17 protein-coding genes are annotated in these 18,744 nt (G+C 67.7%); 7 read left to right on the plus strand and 10 right to left on the minus strand.

Annotated features, from left to right (window positions below; genetic code table 11):
* Positions 1–127: 127 nt before the first annotated feature.
* Positions 128–2,242, plus strand: a complete 2,115-nt coding sequence (locus tag QE360_RS14530; RefSeq protein ID WP_309702599.1) for a prolyl oligopeptidase family serine peptidase — start codon at positions 128–130, stop codon at positions 2,240–2,242.
* 95 nt (positions 2,243–2,337) lie between these two features.
* Positions 2,338–2,697 carry a hypothetical protein gene (locus tag QE360_RS14535; protein WP_307098855.1) on the plus strand — a complete coding sequence of 120 codons (360 nt, stop codon included), beginning with the start codon at positions 2,338–2,340 and terminating at the stop codon, positions 2,695–2,697.
* Between the two features lie 59 nt (positions 2,698–2,756).
* Here the strand turns inward: QE360_RS14535 and QE360_RS14540 are convergent, their stop codons facing one another.
* Together QE360_RS14540 and QE360_RS14545 are read right to left on the minus strand one after the other, a co-directional pair.
* Positions 2,757–3,320, minus strand: a complete 564-nt coding sequence (locus QE360_RS14540) for a glycine zipper 2TM domain-containing protein (protein WP_309702602.1) — start codon at positions 3,318–3,320, stop codon at positions 2,757–2,759.
* Positions 3,321–3,404: 84 nt separating this feature from the next.
* A complete protein-coding gene (locus QE360_RS14545; protein WP_309702605.1) occupies positions 3,405–5,717 on the minus strand; it encodes a UvrD-helicase domain-containing protein in 2,313 nt (770 codons plus the stop codon).
* A gap of 207 nt (positions 5,718–5,924) precedes the next feature.
* Here QE360_RS14545 and QE360_RS14550 point away from each other — a divergent pair, with 207 nt between their 5' ends.
* The 3 genes from QE360_RS14550 (at position 5,925) to QE360_RS14560 (ending at position 9,342) form a co-directional block, all read left to right on the plus strand.
* Entirely contained in the window at positions 5,925–6,233 is a 309-nt protein-coding gene (locus tag QE360_RS14550) for a UrcA family protein (RefSeq protein WP_309702608.1), read from the plus strand.
* Positions 6,234–6,360: 127 nt separating this feature from the next.
* The gene (locus QE360_RS14555) at positions 6,361–8,001 is read left to right on the plus strand and encodes an anion permease (protein ID WP_309702609.1); all 1,641 of its coding nucleotides are present in this window, start codon (positions 6,361–6,363) and stop codon (positions 7,999–8,001) included.
* A gap of 66 nt (positions 8,002–8,067) precedes the next feature.
* Complete coding sequence (locus QE360_RS14560; RefSeq protein ID WP_309702611.1) at positions 8,068–9,342, plus strand: MFS transporter; 1,275 nt, start codon at positions 8,068–8,070, stop codon at positions 9,340–9,342.
* On the opposite strand, the gene rsmD is transcribed toward QE360_RS14560, so the two are convergent.
* Both rsmD and QE360_RS14570 read right to left on the minus strand, forming a co-directional pair.
* Positions 9,333–9,869, minus strand: coding sequence for a 16S rRNA (guanine(966)-N(2))-methyltransferase RsmD (rsmD, locus tag QE360_RS14565; RefSeq protein ID WP_309702615.1), 537 nt, complete (start codon positions 9,867–9,869; stop codon positions 9,333–9,335). The genes QE360_RS14560 and rsmD overlap by 10 nt on opposite strands.
* Positions 9,869–11,263 (minus strand): pseudouridine synthase, encoded by a 1,395-nt coding sequence (locus QE360_RS14570; protein WP_309702617.1) that lies wholly within the window; start codon positions 11,261–11,263, stop codon positions 9,869–9,871. The genes rsmD and QE360_RS14570 overlap by 1 nt, the downstream gene beginning before the upstream one ends.
* 106 nt (positions 11,264–11,369) lie before the next feature.
* On the opposite strand from QE360_RS14570, the gene QE360_RS14575 reads away from it, so the two are divergent.
* Both QE360_RS14575 and QE360_RS14580 read left to right on the plus strand, forming a co-directional pair.
* Positions 11,370–11,801, plus strand: a complete 432-nt coding sequence (locus tag QE360_RS14575) for a response regulator (RefSeq protein WP_309695513.1) — start codon at positions 11,370–11,372, stop codon at positions 11,799–11,801.
* Between the two features lie 83 nt (positions 11,802–11,884).
* Positions 11,885–13,213 (plus strand): AmpG family muropeptide MFS transporter, encoded by a 1,329-nt coding sequence (locus QE360_RS14580; RefSeq protein WP_309702619.1) that lies wholly within the window; start codon positions 11,885–11,887, stop codon positions 13,211–13,213.
* On the opposite strand, the gene QE360_RS14585 is transcribed toward QE360_RS14580, so the two are convergent.
* From QE360_RS14585 to QE360_RS14610, 6 genes are all read right to left on the minus strand, one after another.
* The gene (locus QE360_RS14585) at positions 13,203–13,631 is read right to left on the minus strand and encodes a DUF6628 family protein (protein ID WP_307098835.1); all 429 of its coding nucleotides are present in this window, start codon (positions 13,629–13,631) and stop codon (positions 13,203–13,205) included. The two genes, QE360_RS14580 and QE360_RS14585, sit on opposite strands and share 11 nt — an antisense overlap.
* A 92-nt stretch (positions 13,632–13,723) precedes the next feature.
* Positions 13,724–15,043, minus strand: a complete 1,320-nt coding sequence (locus QE360_RS14590; protein WP_309702621.1) for a folylpolyglutamate synthase/dihydrofolate synthase family protein — start codon at positions 15,041–15,043, stop codon at positions 13,724–13,726.
* Positions 15,044–15,140: 97 nt separating this feature from the next.
* Positions 15,141–15,995, minus strand: coding sequence for an acetyl-CoA carboxylase, carboxyltransferase subunit beta (gene accD / locus QE360_RS14595; protein ID WP_309702622.1), 855 nt, complete (start codon positions 15,993–15,995; stop codon positions 15,141–15,143).
* Entirely contained in the window at positions 15,992–16,804 is an 813-nt protein-coding gene (gene trpA, locus QE360_RS14600; RefSeq protein WP_309702625.1) for a tryptophan synthase subunit alpha, read from the minus strand. The genes accD and trpA overlap by 4 nt, the downstream gene beginning before the upstream one ends.
* Positions 16,801–18,033, minus strand: coding sequence for a tryptophan synthase subunit beta (trpB, locus tag QE360_RS14605; protein ID WP_309702627.1), 1,233 nt, complete (start codon positions 18,031–18,033; stop codon positions 16,801–16,803). Before trpB ends, trpA begins: the two co-directional genes overlap by 4 nt.
* A 48-nt stretch (positions 18,034–18,081) precedes the next feature.
* On the minus strand, positions 18,082–18,723 hold the full coding sequence (locus QE360_RS14610) for a phosphoribosylanthranilate isomerase (RefSeq protein ID WP_309702629.1): 642 nt from the start codon (positions 18,721–18,723) through the stop codon (positions 18,082–18,084).
* Positions 18,724–18,744 lie beyond the last annotated feature (21 nt).

Raw genomic sequence — 18,744 nt, forward strand, 5'->3', positions numbered from 1 at the left:
CACCGTTCCGTCGCCATGCCGCCATCAGTGCGATGCGGGCCGCATGCGATTTTTCGGGACGTAACGCATTGCCAGCGGCGGGTGATGAAGTCACATTCGCCCCCATTCAGGATATGGAGCATGACGAATGCGGGGATGGCGGTGGATGCTGGCCGGATCGATGCTGGCGACACAGGTTGCGGGGGCCCCGGCGATGGCCCAGATGAGCACGATGACGGAGAATGACCCCTATATCTGGCTGGAGGACAAGGACGGCGCCAAGGCGCTGTCCTGGGTCGAGGCCGAAAATGCCAAGACACTGCCCCGGTTGCAGAATGATCCGCGCTATCAGACCTTCTACCAGGAAGCGCTGGCCATCGCCTCGGCGAAGGATCGCATTCCGATGCCGGGCCAGATGTATGGCCGCATCGTCAATTTCTGGCGTGACACCGATCACCCCCAGGGGCTGTGGCGCTGGACGACCGAGGCCGACTACGCCACCGCCAATCCCCGCTGGACGACGCTGCTCGACCTGGATGCGCTGAGCAAGGCCGAGGGCAAGAAATGGGTGTGGAAGGGCGTCACCTGCCTCAGCCCCGAGGAAAGACTCTGCCTGGTCGCGCTGTCGGAGGGCGGCGAGGATGCGATCGAATATCGCGAGTTCGACATGGCGACCGGCGGCTTCGTACCCGATGGTTTCCGCCTGTCGACCTCGAAGCAGGGCGCGGCATGGCTGGACAAGGACACGTTGCTGGTCAGCCGAGACTGGGGGCAGGGGACCCTGACCAAGTCGAGCTATCCCTTCGTCGTGAAGATGGTCCGGCGCGGACAGCCGCTGTCGCAGGCGACCGAGATCTTCCGGGGCGAGCCGTCGGACGAGCTGGGCACCTATGCGGGTGTGCTGACCGATGCCCAGGGCCATCGCGCGGTCGTGATCGAGCGGCGGCGAACCTTTTTCGGCGGCGACAAGCTGTTCTGGACGCCGCAGGGCGGGGCCAAGCCGATCGCCATGCCCGCGCGCGCCTTCCCCGCCGGAATGGTCGATGGCCGCGTGATCTTCCAGACCAGCGACGCATGGGGCTCGTTCCCGGCGGGTTCGGTCGTCTGGGCGCCGCTGTCCGAGCTGGAGGCGGGCAAGATCAAGCCGCGCGCGCTGTTCACCCCGACCGACCGTCAGGCGGTGGAGGGCGTGTCGACCACGAAGGACCGCGTGGTCATCACCTATATCGATAATGTCCGGGGCCGGGCGAGCGTCTTTGCCCCCACCGCCACCGGCTGGGCGTCCTCGGCGGTGCAGGTGCCCGACAATATGACCGTCGACGTGGCCAGCACCAGCGACCGGTCGGACATCGTCTATCTGTCGACCTCGGGCTTCACGACCCCGACCGTCCTGTCGCGCTTCGATGCGGCGAAACCGTCCGCGCCGCAGGTGCTCAAGACGCTGCCCGCCCGGTTCGACGCGACCGGCGCGACGGTCCATCAACATGAGGCGGTGTCGACCGACGGCACCAAAATCCCCTATTTCGTCGTCCTGCCCAAGGGCGCGAAGCTGGACGGCACCACGCCGACGCTGATGACCGCCTATGGCGGGTTCGAGATTGCGCGGCTGCCCTATTATCTGGGGTCGACCGGCAAGATCTGGACCGAGCGTGGCGGGGCGTTCGTGCTCGCCAATATCCGGGGCGGCGGCGAGTTCGGGCCGAAATGGCATGACGCGGGCCGCAAGACCAAGCGGCAGATCATCTATGACGACTTCGCCTCGGTCGCCAAGGACCTGTTCGCGCGGCATATCACCAGCCCGCAGAAGCTGGGCATCTATGGCGGCTCGAACGGCGGCCTGCTGATGGGGGTCGAACTGACCCAGCATCCCGAGCTGTGGAAGGCGGTGACGATCCAGGTGCCGCTGCTCGACATGGTCCGCTATCAGAAGATCGCGGCGGGCGATTCGTGGAAGGACGAATATGGCTCGATCGACGTGCCCGAAGAGGCCGCGTTCCTGCGCAAGATCTCGCCCTATGCCAATATCCGCAAGGGCGTCGCCTATCCCGAGCCCTATATCTGGACGACCACGAAGGACGATCGGGTCGGGCCGCAACATGCCCGCAAGTTCGCGGCGCGGCTGGGTGAATATGGCATCCCCTATCTCTTCTACGAGGATATGGCGGGTGGCCATTCGGGCGACGCCGACATCGCGCAGGGCGCCCGGCTGAATGCCCAGCAGATGGTCTATTTCGCACAGAAACTGATGGGCCCGGCGAAGTGAACCAGGGGGCGCGAGCGCATGCCGTTCGCTCGCGCCCTTTATCGATGGGCGATTGCGGCGTAATTGCTCTTGCTGCGTTGCGGCAGGACGGGCAAATGCAGGGCATGACCGATATGACGACGACCGAGCGCCGTCCGGCTGAGCCGGCGGCGGGCGCTCCTGCGATCATCTTCGAAGCCATTGTGAAGATGCAGGCGGTGTCCGCCATGTATAATCGCGGCGAAGTGGTGTTGGCGCCCCATGTGATCTACACGCGGCATGACGAGCTGTACGTCGATGCCACGACCGTCGAGCGGGACGGCAAGCCGCCGCGCGAGGAAAAGATGGGGACGTTCAAGCTGGCGGGCCTGGGCTCGCTGCGCCTGACCCCGCGCCGCTTCCCCGCCAGCGCGCTGTTCGAGCGGGATGCGGAGAAGTACAGGAACTGCGCCCTGATGATGGTCGATCCCGCCTGATCACGCATCGCTGAAATCCGGGGCGGGCGGGTGTTCCCCGACCGCCCCCAAATGTCGGATCAGCGGCAGCGGACCTGGTTCTGCTCGATCGACCGCCCGGCCAGCGCACCACCGGCCGCGCCCAGCAGCGTCGCGATCGTGCTGCTTCGCCCGCCGACCAGATTGCCCAATATGCCGCCCGCCGCGCCGCCGATGATCAGGCCGGTCGTGCCGTCCGACCGACGGCAATAATAGCGGCCGTCGGTGCCCGCATAGACGCGGTCCTGCGGTTGCAGCACACGCTCGCGATATTGCGGGCCGTCCCGATAATCGCCGACCGGGTCGTAATAGGGTTCGCCATTGGCATAGCCATCCGCCGGGATCGACGGCGCGACGCGATAGCCACCGGGACCGCCGGGCGGCGGCGGCGGGACGGGGCGATAATCGCCATCGTAATATCCGCCCCGGTCGCGCCGGGACAGGTACAGCTCAGCCTCCTGACGGTAGATCTGATATTCCCGGTCGAACCGCGCCTGCGCCGCGCGGAAGCGCGCATCGTCGGCGGCGGTCTGTGCCGTGGCGGGAATGGCGGTCAGGGTGACGGCCGTCGTGATCGCGACGGTGGCCAAGCGGCGAAAGCCCATCGGTTATCCTCCAACGCCCGGACAATCGGGCGATGCGACCGATACGGCTACGAATCGATATGGTTCCTGAACGACGCCCCCGGATCAAGCGACGCTTTTGGTGACGAAGCTGTCCATCACCCGCTTGCGCCCCGCCTGTTCGAAATCGATCTCCAGCTTGTTGCCCTCGATCGCGGCGATCGCCCCATATCCGAATTTCTGGTGGAAGACCCGGTCGCCCACTCCCAGGTCGTCGCGCCCCTTTTGCCCCAAGCCGACCGAGGGCGCGCGCGACTCGACGATCCGTGCGGGGCGGGTCGGCGTCGCGTTCTGGCTGGTCGCCGCCCGCTGCCAGCCTGGCCCGCGCCCCGTCCCCCGCGCCACATTGGCGAAGGGGTCGGCATGTTCGGACCAGTTGGCGCGCCACAGACTTTCGCCGCCGGTCATGCTCGTCTCGCTGTCGATATGCTCGGGCGGCAGTTCGCCGACGAAGCGGCTCGGCAGGCTGGAGGTCCATTGGCCATAGATGCGGCGGTTGGCCGCATGCAGGATCACCGCCTTGCGCCGCGCCCGGGTGATCGCGACATAGGCGAGGCGCCGTTCCTCCTCCAGGCTGCGCGTGCCGCCTTCATCGATCGCGCGCTGCGAGGGGAACAGCCCTTCCTCCCAGCCCGCGAGGAAGACGGTGTCGAACTCCAGCCCCTTGGCGGCGTGGATCGTCATGATCGTCACCTCGGGCTCGCGCTGGTCGCCGTCGCGCTCCATGACCAGCGACACATGCTCCAGAAACGCGCCGAGCGACTCGTAATCCTCCATCGCGCGGACGAGTTCGGACAGGTTCTCCAGCCGCCCGGCCGCCTCCGCCGACTTCTCGTTCTGGTACATGGCGGTATAGCCGCTCTCGTCCAGCAGCTGTCGGGCGAGTTCGGGATGCGGCAGGTCGCGGGCCATGTCGCGCCACCGGGCGATGTCGCCGATCAGATTGCCCAGGCTCCGCCGCGCCTGCGGGGTCAGTTCGTCGGTATCGAGGATACGCGCCGAGGCCAGGGTCAGCGGCAGGCCCTCGGCCCGCGCCAGCTGGTGGATCTTGGCCAGCGCCTTGTCGCCTAGTCCGCGCTTGGGAACGTTGACGATCCGCTCGAACGCCAGATCGTCCGATGGCTGGTTGACCACCCGCAGATAGGCCAGCGCATCGCGGATTTCGGCACGCTCATAGAAGCGGAAGCCCCCGACGATCCGGTAGGGCAGGCCGATCGCGATGAAGCGATCCTCGAACTCGCGCGTCTGGTGCGAGGCGCGGACCAGGATCGCGATATCGCCATAGGAGGTGCCGGAGCGCCGCGCCGCCTCGATCTCCTCGCCGACGCGCCGGGCCTCTTCGGGGCCGTCCCATACGCCCAGCACCCGGACCTTTTCGCCCACGTCGAGTTCGGTCCACAGCGTCTTGCCCAGCCGTCCGCCATTATTGGCGATCACGCCCGACGCCGCCCCCAGGATATGCGGGGTCGAACGGTAATTCTGTTCCAGCCGGATGACCTTGGCACCGGGGAAGTCGCGCTCGAAGCGCAGGATATTCTCCACCTGCGCGCCGCGCCAGGAATAGATGGACTGGTCGTCATCGCCGACGCACGCGATATTCTTGCGCGCCTGCGCCAGCAGCCGCAGCCAGAGATACTGGACGCTGTTGGTGTCCTGATACTCGTCGACCATGATATAGCGGAAACGCTGCTGATAATGCTCCAGCACATCGCGATGCGTCTTCAGGATGGTCAGCATGTGGAGCAGCAGATCGCCGAAGTCGCAAGCGTTCACGCTGCGCAGCCGGTCCTGATACTGGCGATACAGCTCGGCCCCACGGCCATTGGCATAGCGTTCGGCCTCGCCCGCATCGATGTCGCCGGGGACCAGCCCCTTGTTCTTCCACTCGTCGATCAGCCCGCCGAGCGCCCGTGCCGGGAAGCGCTTCTCGTCGATATCGGCCGCGACGATCAATTGCTTGAGCAGGCGGAGCTGGTCGTCGGTGTCGAGGATGGTGAAGTTCGACTGGAGCCCGACCAGCTCGGCATGGCGGCGCAGCATCTTGGCACCGATGGCATGGAAGGTGCCCAGCCATGGCATCCCCTCCACGGCATCGCCGACCAGCCGCCCGACGCGTTCCCGCATCTCGCGTGCAGCCTTGTTGGTGAAGGTGACGGACAGGATTTCGGAAGGCCAGGCCTTGCGGGTGTAGAGCAGATGCGCCAGCCGCGCGGTCAGCGCCGCCGTCTTGCCCGTGCCCGCGCCCGCCAGCACCAGGACCGGGCCATCGGTGGTCAGCACCGCCTCACGCTGTGCCGAGTTCAGCGTGCGCAGATAGGGGTAATCGGCCAGGTGTCCGGTGGAAATCCGGGCGGGATCGGCGGAGGGAGCGACGGTCATCGCGAACAGTTAGGGAACGTTGGCCGCCGGGGCAACCTTCGGCGGTTCGATGGCGATGCTGTGTCATAGCGGGATATGTCACACGGGCGTCCCACGCCCGACCCGAAACCGACATGCGGGCGGCCTAGGGGCGGTGCGTGCCGACGAGCGACGGGGTGGAAACGCCCATGCCGCCGTGACGGGCACGACCCCATGCAGGAGCTTCCCATGAGCAAGATTTTTGCCGTCGCCCTTGCGGCCTCGTTTGTCCTGTCCGGCGCCTCCGTCCAGGCGCAGCTGCGCGAACCGGTCAGCATCAAGGTCCGTCACGCCGATCTCGATCTCCATCGACCCGATCACCGGGCGATGCTCGACGCCCGCATTCGCCGCGCCGCGGCGATCGCATGCGGACCCATGACCAATGATCTGGCGCTGAACGAGGGCGTGGCCCAGTGCCGCGCGGAGATGCAGGCCGACGCCGCCGTGAAGGTCGCCGCGCTGCTCGCCGCCCCCGTCATGCTGGCCAGCACGCGATAAGGGCCTGTCCGGGATAGGGCGGGACCTCGCACGAGGGCGTCCCGCCCTATCCCGGCATGGCATTGGCCACGGCTCACGGGACCGGCGTCATAAAAACGTCACCTCCGTGGCGCAACGGACGTTTATCATGACACCTTATGCGCTTGCCGGCGGGGAATCCGAATCTCGCATTCGTGGACCGAAGCTCGATGCGTCGCTGCATCCGTCGGGGCGGTGGATTTTCCTCGCGCTGATCGTCGGCGGCCTGGCCTATGCGGGGGTCAGCATCGTGACCGACACGGCGCGGGTTGGCGAGCCCATGGCGGTCGGTGTCTTCACCTTTCTGGGCCTGGCCCTGCTGATCGCGCTGGGCTTCGAGTTCGTCAACGGCTTCCACGATACTGCCAATGCGGTGGCGACGGTGATCTATACCCATTCGCTCCCCGCGCCGGTGGCCGTCATATGGTCGGGTTTCTTCAACTTCCTCGGTGTCGTCACCTCCACCGGCGCGGTCGCCTATTCGATCATCACCCTGCTGCCGATCGACCTGATGCTGCATGTCGGATCGGCGGGCGGGTTCGCGATGATCTTCGCGCTGCTGCTGGCGGCGGTGATCTGGAATCTGGCGACCTGGGCGGTGGGGCTGCCCAATTCGTCCAGCCACGCGCTGATCGGGTCGATCCTGGGCGTCGGCCTCGCCAACCAGCTTCTGTCCAGCATCCCCGGTACATCGGGCGTCGACATGGAGCAGGTGCGGAAGGTCCTCTCCGCGCTGCTGTTCAGTCCGCTGATCGGCTTTGCCGGTGCGCTGATGCTGCTCCTCGTCATGAAGCGCTTTTTCCGCGACGACCGCCTGTATCGCGAACCCGAAGGCGATACGCCCCCGCCGCGCGGCATCCGGGCGCTGCTGATCTTCACCTGCACGGCGGTCAGCTTCGCACATGGCGGCAATGACGGGCAGAAGGGGATGGGCCTGATCATGCTGATCCTGATCGGCTGCGCGCCGACCGCCTATGCGCTCAACCGGACGCTGCCGGAAAGTGCGATGCCCGCCTTTGTCCGCAGCGCCGACATCGCCTCCGCCGCCTATGCCGCGCACGGCACCGGCCACGCGGTCCCGCTGGACCAGGCCCGCGCCGCCGTCGTCGATGGCGTGCGCGCCAAGGCGATCGATACGCCGCAGGTCTATGAAGGGCTGTCGGTCCTGTCGCACGACATCGGCGAGCGGATCACCGATTACGGCACGCTCAGCCGCGTACCGGCGGCGGTCGTTCCCAATCTGCGCAACGATATGTATCTCGTTCTCGATACCACCCGGATGGTGACCAAGGACGAAGGTGCCAAGAGCCGTTTCACCGCCGGTCAGATCGAGTCGCTCAACGGCTATGCCAAGCAGCTGGAGCGCGGCACCCGCTATATCCCGCTCTGGGTGAAGATCACCGTCGCCCTGGCGCTGGGCCTGGGGACGATGGTCGGCTGGCGGCGGATCGTGGTCACGGTCGGCGAGCGGATCGGCAAGACGCATCTGACCTATGGCATGGGTGCGGCGGCTGAGCTGATGACGGCGGCGACGATCCTGCTCGCCGACCAGCTGGGGCGGCCGGTGTCGACCACGCATATCCTGTCCTCCGGCGTCGCGGGCGCCTCGGTCGCCAATGGCGCCGGGCTCCAGGCGCGGACGATCCGCAACATGGCGCTCGCCTGGATCATGACCCTGCCGGTCGCGATGTTGCTGTCGGGTACGCTCTATTGGTTGCTGCTCAAGCTGGCCGAGGTGCTGGCGAGCTGATCCGGCCCGCCGCGTCGCGGCGGATAGGTCTTTACGGCGGCATTTGGCTTCTGCCACAGCGGGCGGATGACCCGTGCCTCGACACCTTCGCACCGCCATATCCTGCTGGCCAGCCTGACCGGAACGGCGGTCGAGTTCTACGATTTCTATATCTATGCGACGGCGGCGGCGCTGGTGTTCGGGCCGCTCTTCTTCCCGGCCTCCTCGGCGGCGGCGCAGTTGCTGTTGTCCTATGCCAGTTTCGGGCTCGCCTTTGTCGCGCGGCCGGTCGGTGCGATCGCCTTTGGTCACTTCGGGGACCGGGTCGGGCGCAAGTCGACGCTGGTGGTCAGCCTGATGCTGATGGGCGGATCGACCGTCGCCATCGCCTTCCTGCCGACCTATGCGCAGGCGGGCTGGATCGCCCCGTTGCTGTTGTGCATCGCGCGACTTGGGCAAGGACTGGGGCTGGGGGGCGAATGGGGTGGCGCGGCGCTGCTGGCGGTGGAGAATGCGCCGCCCGGGCGGCGCAACACCTGGGGCATGTTTCCCCCGCTCGGCGCGCCGGTCGGCTTCATCCTGGCGAACGGCTTTTTCCTGCTTCTCGGCCTCGTCCTGACCGATGCGCAATTCCGCGCCTGGGGCTGGCGACTGCCGTTCCTGGCCAGTGCGGTGCTGGTGATGCTCGGCCTGTGGGTCCGCCTGCGGCTGACCGAGACACCGGATTTCGCCGAGGCCAAGCGGACCGAAGCCCTGCCGCGCGTGCCGATCGCGACGCTGTTGCAGGGGCATGGCCGTGCGCTGCTGGCGGGGACGGGCGGGGTGATCGCCTGTTTCGCCATCTTCTACCTCGCGACCGCCTTCGCGCTGGGCTATGGCACCAGCGCCCTTGGCTATCCGCGCGAGGCATTTCTGGGCGTCCAGCTCGTCGCGATCCTGTTTCTGGCGTTGGGCGTCGTGGTGTCGAGCGTGATGGCCGATCGCCGTGGCGCGCCCATGATGCTGGCGCTGGGCTTTGCCGGATGTGCGCTGGTCGGCGTCGCGATGGGGCCGATGCTGGGATCGGGATCGCTGGCGATCGTCTTCGTGTGGCTCGCGGCGGCGCTGTTCGTGATGGGGTTCGCCTATGGCCCGCTGGGCGGCTGGCTGCCCGCGCTGTTTCCGGCGGGGGTGCGCTATACCGGCGTCTCGATGACCTTCAATCTGGGCGGGATCATCGGCGGCGCGCTGGCGCCTATCGCGGCGCAGGCGCTGACCGAGCGCGGCGGGCTGAACTGGGTCGGCGGCTATCTGGTCGCCGCGGGCCTGCTCAGCCTCGCCGGGCTGGCGTTGATGCGGGGGCGGAGCCTGGCTCAGCCCTGACGCAACAGGGTCAACCGCGCCTTGCCATGGACGCGCGAGGCGTCGACGACGAAGCCCGGCAGGTCGATTTCTTCCTGCTTGGCCGTCTCGATGCTGATCCAGGTTCCCGCCGCCACCCAACCCAGCCGGGTCAGCTTGTCGAGCGCCACGACGCCCGCGCCGGTGCCATAAGGTGGGTCCATCAGGATCAGGTCGAGCGGCTGGCGCGCGGGGCCCAGCGCCAGCACCGAGGTCGCGCGGACATCGCCCGTCGCCCCGAGCTTGGCGAGATTGGCGCGTAGCGTGTCCAGAGCCCCGCGATCCTGCTCGACGAACAGGCAGGACGCCGCGCCGCGCGACAGCGCCTCGATCCCCAGCGCGCCCGATCCCGCGAAGAAGTCGCCGACCGCCAGCCCCTCGAAATCGCCCAGCCGCGCCGCCAGCATCGAGAAAAGCGCCTCGCGCGTGCGATCGGCGGTTGGGCGCGTGACGTCACCCTTGGGCGCGACCAGCGTGCGACCCCGCCACTCTCCGGCAATGACGCGCATCAGCGATTTCCTCCGGGCCGACCGGGCCGTCCGTTACGCCCACTGCCAAAGGGGCGTCCGCCGCCCGATGGTGCGGGCGGTCGCGGACCCCGCGACGGCCGATCACCGCCCGAGGGACGCTCGTCGCGTGGGGTTCGCTCGTTGCGACCACCCCGCGCCGAGGGCGCCGCGTCGGACCGCGCCTGGAACGAACGATCCCCCCCGGAGGGGCGGTCGCCGCCACGCGCGGGTCTTTCGTCCCGAGCGCCACGTCCCGTGGGTCCGGCATCCAGACGCGACCGGAAGGGACGTTCGGTGCCCCGCGCGGGCCGATCCTCGCGAACGGCGCGCCCGCTCGGTCCGGCATCCGACCGGGAGCGAAAGGGACGCTCCCCCCCGGACGGCCGTTCGCCACGGGCAGGACGCTCGTCACGCCCACCGCGCCCCGACGGGGCGTTTTCGGATCGCGGACGGAAGGAACGCTCTTGCCGGTCGCCGGAGCGTGGCGCACCGGGACGCGCGCGCTCGCCGAACGGTGTCGAAGCGCGAGGCTTGGCGTCGCGCCGGGGCGTGGCATCCTGATCCGCCGTGCGCCGCGCCTCGGGGCGGGCCGGGCGTTCCGGCTTGGCATTCGTGGGCGGCGTGCGGAAACCGGCGCGGGGCGTCGGGCGGACGGCATCGGCGGGGATGCCGCCCAGCAGGGTCTTGCGGAACTCGACGATCTGCGCGCCCTTGACCTCGCCGATCTCGCCGACCGGCAGATCATCCAGGACGAAGGGGCCATAGCGCAGGCGGATCAGGCGGCTGACCTGAAGGCCCAGATGTTCGAGGACGCGCCGGACCTCGCGATTCTTGCCCTCGCGCAAGGTCATCTCGATCCAGACATTGGCGCCCGTGCGACGCTCCAGATTGGCGTCGATCTGGCCATAGCGGATGCCGTCGATTTCGATCCCGTGGATTAGATCCTCGAGCTGCGCCTGGGTGATGTCGCCATAGGCGCGTGCGCGATAGGTCCGCTCCACCCCGGTCGCGGGCAGTTCCAGCTGGCGCTTGAACCCGCCATCGGTGGTCAGCAGCAGCAGCCCCTCGGTATTGAGGTCGAGCCGCCCGACCGGCACGAGGCGCGGCAGTCCGGCGGGCAGGCGGTCATAGATGGTCGGCCGCCCGGCGGGATCGCGTTCGGTCACCAACAGGCCGTTGGGCTTGTTGTAGAGGAACAGCCGCGTGGGTTCGGGCGCGGCGACCGGTTGACCGTCGACCGTCACTCCGTCGAGCGAGGAAAGCAGCGTCGCAGGCGTGTCGATCGTCGTGCCGTTCAGCGCGATCCGACCCTCGGCGATCATCCGCTCGACTTCCCGGCGCGAGGCGACTCCGGCCCGGGCAAGCAGCTTGGCGATACGTTGTTCTGGTGTCATGATCCACGCTGATACATAGGGTGTCGCGCAAAGGAAAATATTTGCGTCGTTTCCCCCGACAATGCGTTAGGCGCAAGAGCGGGCAAGAAAGACGGGCCGATACGGGATGAGACTCTTCGGGCGAAAGAAGCGACAGCTGACCAAGCTGTTGGTGGTCGAAGACGAGCCGCTGGTCGCGTTCGACACCGAACATGTCCTGACCGACGCCGATTACGAGGTTGTCGCGACCGTCGACCGGGCCAGCAAGGCGGTGACGCTGATCGAGGGCGACACCCCTATTGACCTCGTTCTGGCGGATGTCAGGCTGGCCGACGGCAGCGGCCTCGACGTGGCGCGCGCGGCGCGGGCGCGAGGCATACCCGTGCTCTTCCTGACCGGAACGCCGCCCGACGAGGCGGACGGACTGGCCGAGGGCATCCTCATGAAGCCCTATGGACCGCGCGAGCTGCTGGGTGCGATCACGGTCATCGAGGAGCGCCGGACCGGCAAGCCGCCGAGCCGTCTGCCTGCGGGCTTCCGCCTGTTCGCGGGTGCCTGACACCGCCGCGATCGGCGACATTGCCCCCATCGGCCAAGCCCTCTACGGTCCGCGCTTTGCAGTCGAGGCGAAACGGATCGGGTATGGCGAGTGGGCGTTGGGTGGATGCGGTAAGGCCCTATATCGAACCGGCGCCGCTCGCCGCACTGGCGCTCGGCATATCCTCCGCCTTTCCGCTGACCATGATCAATGCGACCCTGGCGAGCCGTCTGGCGGAGGCAGGGATCGAGAAGAAGAGCGTCACCGCCTTCGCGCTCGTCATCCTGGCCTATAATCTCAAATGGCTGTGGGCCTGGATCGTCGAGGGGGTGAAGATCCCCGTCCTGCACCGTCTGGGCCAACGCGTATCCTGGCTGTTCGTCGTCGCCGCACTCGTCTGTGCGGCGGCGGTCGGGCTGGGGCTTTCGGACCCCCGCGTCTCGCTGGCGCAGACCGCCATGGCCGCGATCGCGCTGGGCATTGCCGGTGCGACCTTCGACATCGTGATCGACGCCTATCGCATCGAATTGCTGGAGCCGCGCCAACTGGGTGTCGGCGCGGGCATGGGGCAATATGGCTGGCGGATCGGATCGGCGCTGGTCGCCTCTCTGTCGCTGGTGATCGCGGCGCGGGCGGGGTGGAGCATCGCCTATATCGTCAGCTGTGCCTTCGCGCTGCCCGCGCTGCTGACCGCGCTGATCATGGGAGAGCCCGCGCGGCATGCCGAAATCACCGCGCGCCGCCCGGCTGAGGGGATCGTTCGCGCGGTCGTCGGCCCCTTTGCCGAATTCTTTCGTCGGCAGGGTGCAATTCTTGTGCTGGCCTTCATCCTGGTCCACAAGATCGGGGACACGCTGGCCAATCTGACCTTCCGCCTGCTGTTCAACGATCTGGGCTTTTCCAAGGACGAGATCGCCTTTTACGACGTCGGGGTCGGGTTCTGGGCGCTGCTGGTCGGCGTGTTCGTCGGCGGCATTCTCTATGCCCGGCTGGGCATGAAGCGGTCGGTGATGATCAGCCTGGTGCTGATGGCGGTGTCCAACCTGTCCTTCGCCGGGCTTGCGGCGGCGGGGCATAGCAATCTGGGCATGGCGGGCGCGATCGGGTTCGAGAATTTCGCGAGCGGGATCGGCGGCGTCACGCTGGTCGCCTATTTCTCGGCCTTGACCGATCTGCGTTTCACCGCCGCGCAATATGCCCTGATCTCGGCCGCGACCAGCGTGCTGGGGCGTATCCTGAGCGGAACGACGGCGGGGGCGCTGGTCGAGCGGTTCGGCTATGTGGATTTCTACCTGCTGACCACTGTCATCGCCTTGCCCGGCGTCGTGCTGTTCGGCTGGATGGCGCGGTCGGGGATGATCGACCGCTCGATCGGCAGCGCGGGCGTCGAGGGGGAAGGCGACACCCGCGCCGACGTGCCCGTCAAAGGCTGATCGGCCGCCCCTCATCGGCGAAGGCGGCGCTGACCGCCGCCGCGCTGGCGAGGACCCCGTCGATCCGCCGGGCGCCGAGCAGATCGCTCATCAGGAAGCGCGCCTTTTCCGGCGCCACCTCCATCTGCGCCAGGACGGTAAGCAAGGCCGCCTCCGCCGCCGTCATCCGCCCGCAGCAGCAGGGCGCGATCGCGATCTGGCCAGAGGCATGCGCCGCGAGATCGGCCATCAGCGTCCGCATCAGGATAAGCGGGCGGCGAAAATCCTGCCCGAAGACGGTGAACAGGGTATGCGCGGCCCGGGCATCGGCCAGCCCATGCGCGCCCATCCGACGGATCGCGAACAACGCGATCCGGGCATGGGGGCAGGCCGGGAGCATATGGGGCAGGGCAGTGGCGAGCGTGGTGGTTTCGGCCATCGGGCGGGACTCCGTATTTGCCCGCTCATGCTAAACTGGCGCTATTGATAGTCAATCGCAAATAAAGCGTGGTGCGTTATCAGTTCGTCGCATCATTGCGGCACCTCGTCATTCGCTTCCAGCACCTGCCCGGCCAGATAGAGCGATCCGGCGATCAGGACCCTAGCGGGGCGGTCGAAATGCCCGGCGATCCGGGCCAAGGCGTCAGCCGGGTCGGTGGCTGCTTCGGCCGATAGACCCTGGCGGCGCGCCTGCTCGGCCAGGTCCTCGGGCGCATGGCAGGCATGATGTGGCACCGGCACGGTCACGACCAGGTCCACCATCGCGCCCAGCCTATGCAGGACGGGCCCGGCATCCTTGTTGGCGAGCATGCCCAGCACCAGCGCGGAGGGCCCTTGTGCCTTCCACCCGGCCATCGTTCGCGCCACCGGCGTCGCGGCGGAGGGATTGTGCGCGCCGTCCAGCCAGCATTCGCTTCCCTCGGGCAACGCCTGCGTCAGCGGGCCGGATGACAGCCTCTGCATCCGCGCGGGCCAGTGCGCCTGCGTCGCTGCGGCCTGGAGCGCACTATCGGGGATCGTCACCGCCACCTGATGCCGCGCCATGGCCACCGCCAAGGCCAGATTGCGCGACTGGTGCGGGCCCGACAGGCCGGGGCGGGGAAGGGCGATCGTGCCCTGCCGGTCCTCGTAGAGAATGGCCTTGCCATCGGATCGGCTGAACCAGGCTTCCCCACGCGCCAGCATCGGTGCGCCCGCAGCCTCGGCGACCTCCGCGATCGCCTGTCGCAGCGGCCGGGCATAGTCCATCGTCACCAGCGGGGTGCCCGCCTTGGCGATCCCGGCCTTTTCGCGAGCGATGCCGGTCAGGCTGCTGCCCAGAAAGGCCTCATGGTCGATCCCCAGCGCCGCGATCCCGCATATGGCGGGGGGCGGCAGGATGTTGGTCGCGTCGAGCCGCCCGCCCAGGCCCACCTCGACGATGGTCGCCGCCGCCGGGGTCCGCGCGAAGCAGAGAAAGGCGGCGGCGGTCGTCACCTCGAAGAAGCTCGCGCCGATCCCCTCGGCATGGTCGAGCACCTCGTCCAGCACGGATGCCAGAGCGGTGTCGTCGATCAGCCGCCCCGCCAGCCGGATGCGCTCGTTGAAGCGAACCAGATGCGGGCTCGAATAGACATGCACCGCCTGGCCCGACGCCTCGATCGCGGCACGCAGAAAGGCACAGGTCGATCCCTTGCCGTTGGTCCCGGCGACATGGAAGACCGGCGGCAGATGATGCTGTGGATCCCCCAGCCGGGCGAGCAGCGTCGTGATCCGTTCCAGCCCCAATATGTCCGCCCCCGGCGACAGCGACCATAGCCGGTCGAGTTGCGCCTGCACGGCGGGGTTCTGGGATCGGGCATGATCGGGCATCGGCCGGTCTCGTGAAGGGAATGAAAAAGAGGCGGACCTCTCGGCCCGCCCCTCTAATGGCGTCGCGGCGAAAAGGCGACGCTTCGCGATCGGGATGTCAGGCGGCCTGACGCGAGGCGGTCAGATAGCCGATGACCGTCGCCAGCCGCTCACGCAGATCGTGGCGATGGACGACCATGTCGAGCATGCCGTGATCCAGATAATATTCCGAAGTCTGGAAATCGTCGGGCAGCTTTTCGCGGATCGTGCTCTCGATCACGCGGCGGCCGGTGAATGCCAAGGTCGCCTTGGGCTCGGCGATCTGGACGTCGCCCAGCATCGCATAGGCGGCCATCACACCACCCGAGGTCGGGTCTGTCAGCACGACGATATAGGGCAGGCCCGCATCGTGCAGCATCTGGATGGCGACCGTGGTGCGCGGCATCTGCATCAGGCTGAGGATACCCTCCTGCATCCGCGCGCCGCCCGAGGCGGTGAAGATCACATAGGGGCAGTTGTCGGCGATCGCCGCCTCGACCCCGCGCACGAACGCCTCGCCCACGGCCAGGCCCATCGAGCCGCCCATGAAGGCGAAGTCCTGCACGCCGACCACGACCTTGTTGCCCAGGATCGTGCCGCGCGCATTGACCAGCGCGTCGGCGTCGCCGTTATTGACGCGCGCGACCTTCAGGCGGTCGGTGTAGCGCTTGGAGTCGCGGAACTTCAGCGGATCCTCGGGCACCTTGGGCGGCGACAGCTCGGCGGAGCTGCCCTCGTCGAACAGGTGCCGGAAACGCAACTTCGGCCCGATGCGGTCGTGGTGATCGCATTTCGGGCAGACGTTCAGATTGTCTTCCAGCTCCTTGGTGAAGACCATCTGCCCGCATCCCTTGCATTTGTGCCAGAGATTGTCGGGCGTTTCCTTCTTGACGACGAAGGGGATGACGTTGCGGACGCTGTTGAGCCAGCTCATGCGAGTTCCTTGCGCGCGTCGGCGATCGCCGACGACAGAGTTTCAATATAGGCGCGGACCGGGGCGGGCGCCGCCGCGCCATGTTCGCCGACCAGATCCACGATGGCGGAGCCGACGACCACACCGTCGGCGACCCGGCCGATCGCCGCCGCCTGGTCGGGGGTACGGACGCCGAAACCCACCGCGACCGGCAGGTTCGTCGCCGCCTTCAGCCGGGCGACCGCATCCTCGATCGAGGATTGCGCCGCCTGCTGCTGGCCGGTGATCCCCGCGACGGAGACATAATAGAGGAAGCCATCGGCACCCGTCAAAATCGTCGGCAGCCGCACGGCGTCGCTGGTCGGGGTCGCCAGCCGAATCGAGGCGATGCCCTTGTCCCGCAAGGCCACGCCCAGCGCGTCGTCCTCCTCGGCGGGCACATCGACGCAGATCACGCCGTCCACGCCTGCGCCAGCCGCGGCCTGCGCGAACCATTCGGGGCCGCGCACCGTCATCGGATTGGCATAGCCCATCAGGACCAGCGGCACCTCGGCATGGCGCGCGCGAAAGGCGCTGGCGATCGCCAGCACGTCGGCAGTGCGGGTGCCTGCCCCCAGGCTGCGGATATTGGCCTTCTGGATCGCGGGGCCATCGGCCATCGGATCGGTGAAGGGCATGCCCAGCTCGATCAGGTCCGCGCCGCCCTCGACCAGCGCGTCTAGGATCGCGGCGGTGTCGGCGGGGGTCGGATCCCCGGCGGTCACGAAACAGACGAGTGCGGCGCGCCCTGCCGCCCCGCAGCGGGCGAAGGTGTCGGCGATCCGGCTCACATCTTGGCTCCCAGCGCTTCGGCGACGGTGAAGATGTCCTTGTCCCCCCGGCCCGAGATATTGACCAGCACGATCTGGTCGCGGTTCATCAGCGGCGCGCGGCGGATCAGGCCGACCAGCGCATGGCTGCATTCCAGCGCGGGGATGATCCCCTCGACCTTGCAGCACAGCTGGAACGCGTCGAGCGCCTCGGTGTCGGTCACGCCCTCATAGACGACGCGGCCGGTGTCGTTAAGCCAACTATGCTCGGGCCCGATGCCCGGATAGTCGAGCCCCGCCGAGATCGAATGCGCCTCGGCGATCTGCCCGTCCTCGTCCTGCAGCAGATAGGTCTTGTTGCCGTGCAGGATACCCGGCTTGCCACCGGTCAGGCTGGCAGCATGCTGGGTGGTGTTCAGGCCATGCCCGGCCGCTTCGATGCCCAGCATCGCGACCTCGGGATCGTCGAGGAAGGGGTGGAACAGGCCGATCGCATTCGATCCGCCGCCGACCGCAGCGATCAGCAGGTCGGGCAGCCGTCCTTCGGCCTCGAGCATCTGCGCCTTCGACTCGGTGCCGATGACCGCCTGGAAGTCGCGCACCATCTCCGGATAGGGATGCGGCCCCGCCGCCGTGCCGATGATGTAGAAGGTGTCGTGGACATTGGCGACCCAGTCGCGCAGCGCCTCGTTCATCGCGTCCTTCAGCGTCTGCGCGCCCGAGGTCACCGGGCGGACCTCAGCGCCGAGCAGCTTCATGCGGAAGACGTTGGGCGCCTGTCGCTCGATGTCGCGCGCGCCCATGAAGATCGTGCAGGGCAGGCCGAAGCGCGCCGCCACCGTGGCGGTCGCGACGCCATGCTGCCCCGCGCCGGTCTCGGCGATGATCCGCGTCTTGCCCATGCGCTTGGCGAGCAGGATCTGGCCGATGCAGTTGTTGATCTTGTGCGCGCCGGTGTGGTTCAGCTCCTCGCGCTTGAAATAGACCTTCGGCCCCTTGCCCTCGGGCGCGCTGGCGCGCAGCGTCTCGGTCATGCGCTCGGCATAGTACATCGGGCTGGGGCGACCGACATAATGGGTCATCAGGTCGTCGAACTCGGCCTTGAAGGCCGGGTCGACCTGCGCCGCGCGATATTCGCGTTCCAGGTCGAGGATCAGCGGCATCAGCGTCTCGGCGACATAGCGCCCGCCGAAATCACCGAAATGGCCGCGCTCGTCGGGCTGCGCACGGAAGGAATTGGGGGCGTTCATCTCGTTTCCCTTGGGCGTTTGCAAAGGCGACCCCTGCAAACGATCCTGTCACTGATTTGTCGCAACGGCTTTAAGGAACGTCGCGATCTTGTCCATATCCTTGACGCCGGGCGCGCTCTCGACGCCGGAGGATATATCGACCAGCGGCGCGCCGGTCCGGCGGATCGCCTCGCCCACATTGCCCGCGTCCAGCCCGCCCGACAGTGCCCAGCGGAGCGGATGGCGCACCCCGTCGAGCAGGCTCCAGTCGAAGCGCAACCCCATGCCGCCCGGCAGCGATGCGTCGTCGGGCGTCTTGGCATCGTACAGGATACGCGTGGCCGCTCCGGCATAGTCGCGGACCTTGTCGACATCGGCGCGCACCTTGATGGCGACGGCGGCCCAGACCTCTCGGTCGAATTTCGACCGGATCGCCGCCACCCGCGCGGGGGCGGTGCGGTGAAGCTGGATCGCGTCGAGCATTCCGGCGCGCACCGCGGCCTCCAGCAACTGGTCGTCGGGATCGACAAAGACGCCGACACGCTGGACATGGCCCGGGACCCGCCCCGCCAGTCCCGCCGCGACGTCGAAGGTCAGGTGGCGCGGAGAGGCGGGAAAGAACACGAAGCCGACATGGCTCGCCCCGCCGCCCAGCGCGGCATCGAGCGTGGCGGGGGTCGTCAGTCCGCAGATCTTGGCAGTGGTCGTCATGGCCAGTTCCGAAAAGAGAGG

Origin of the sequence: Sphingomonas sp. SORGH_AS_0789 (genome assembly GCF_031453055.1) — a bacterium.
Taxonomy (GTDB): domain Bacteria; phylum Pseudomonadota; class Alphaproteobacteria; order Sphingomonadales; family Sphingomonadaceae; genus Sphingomonas.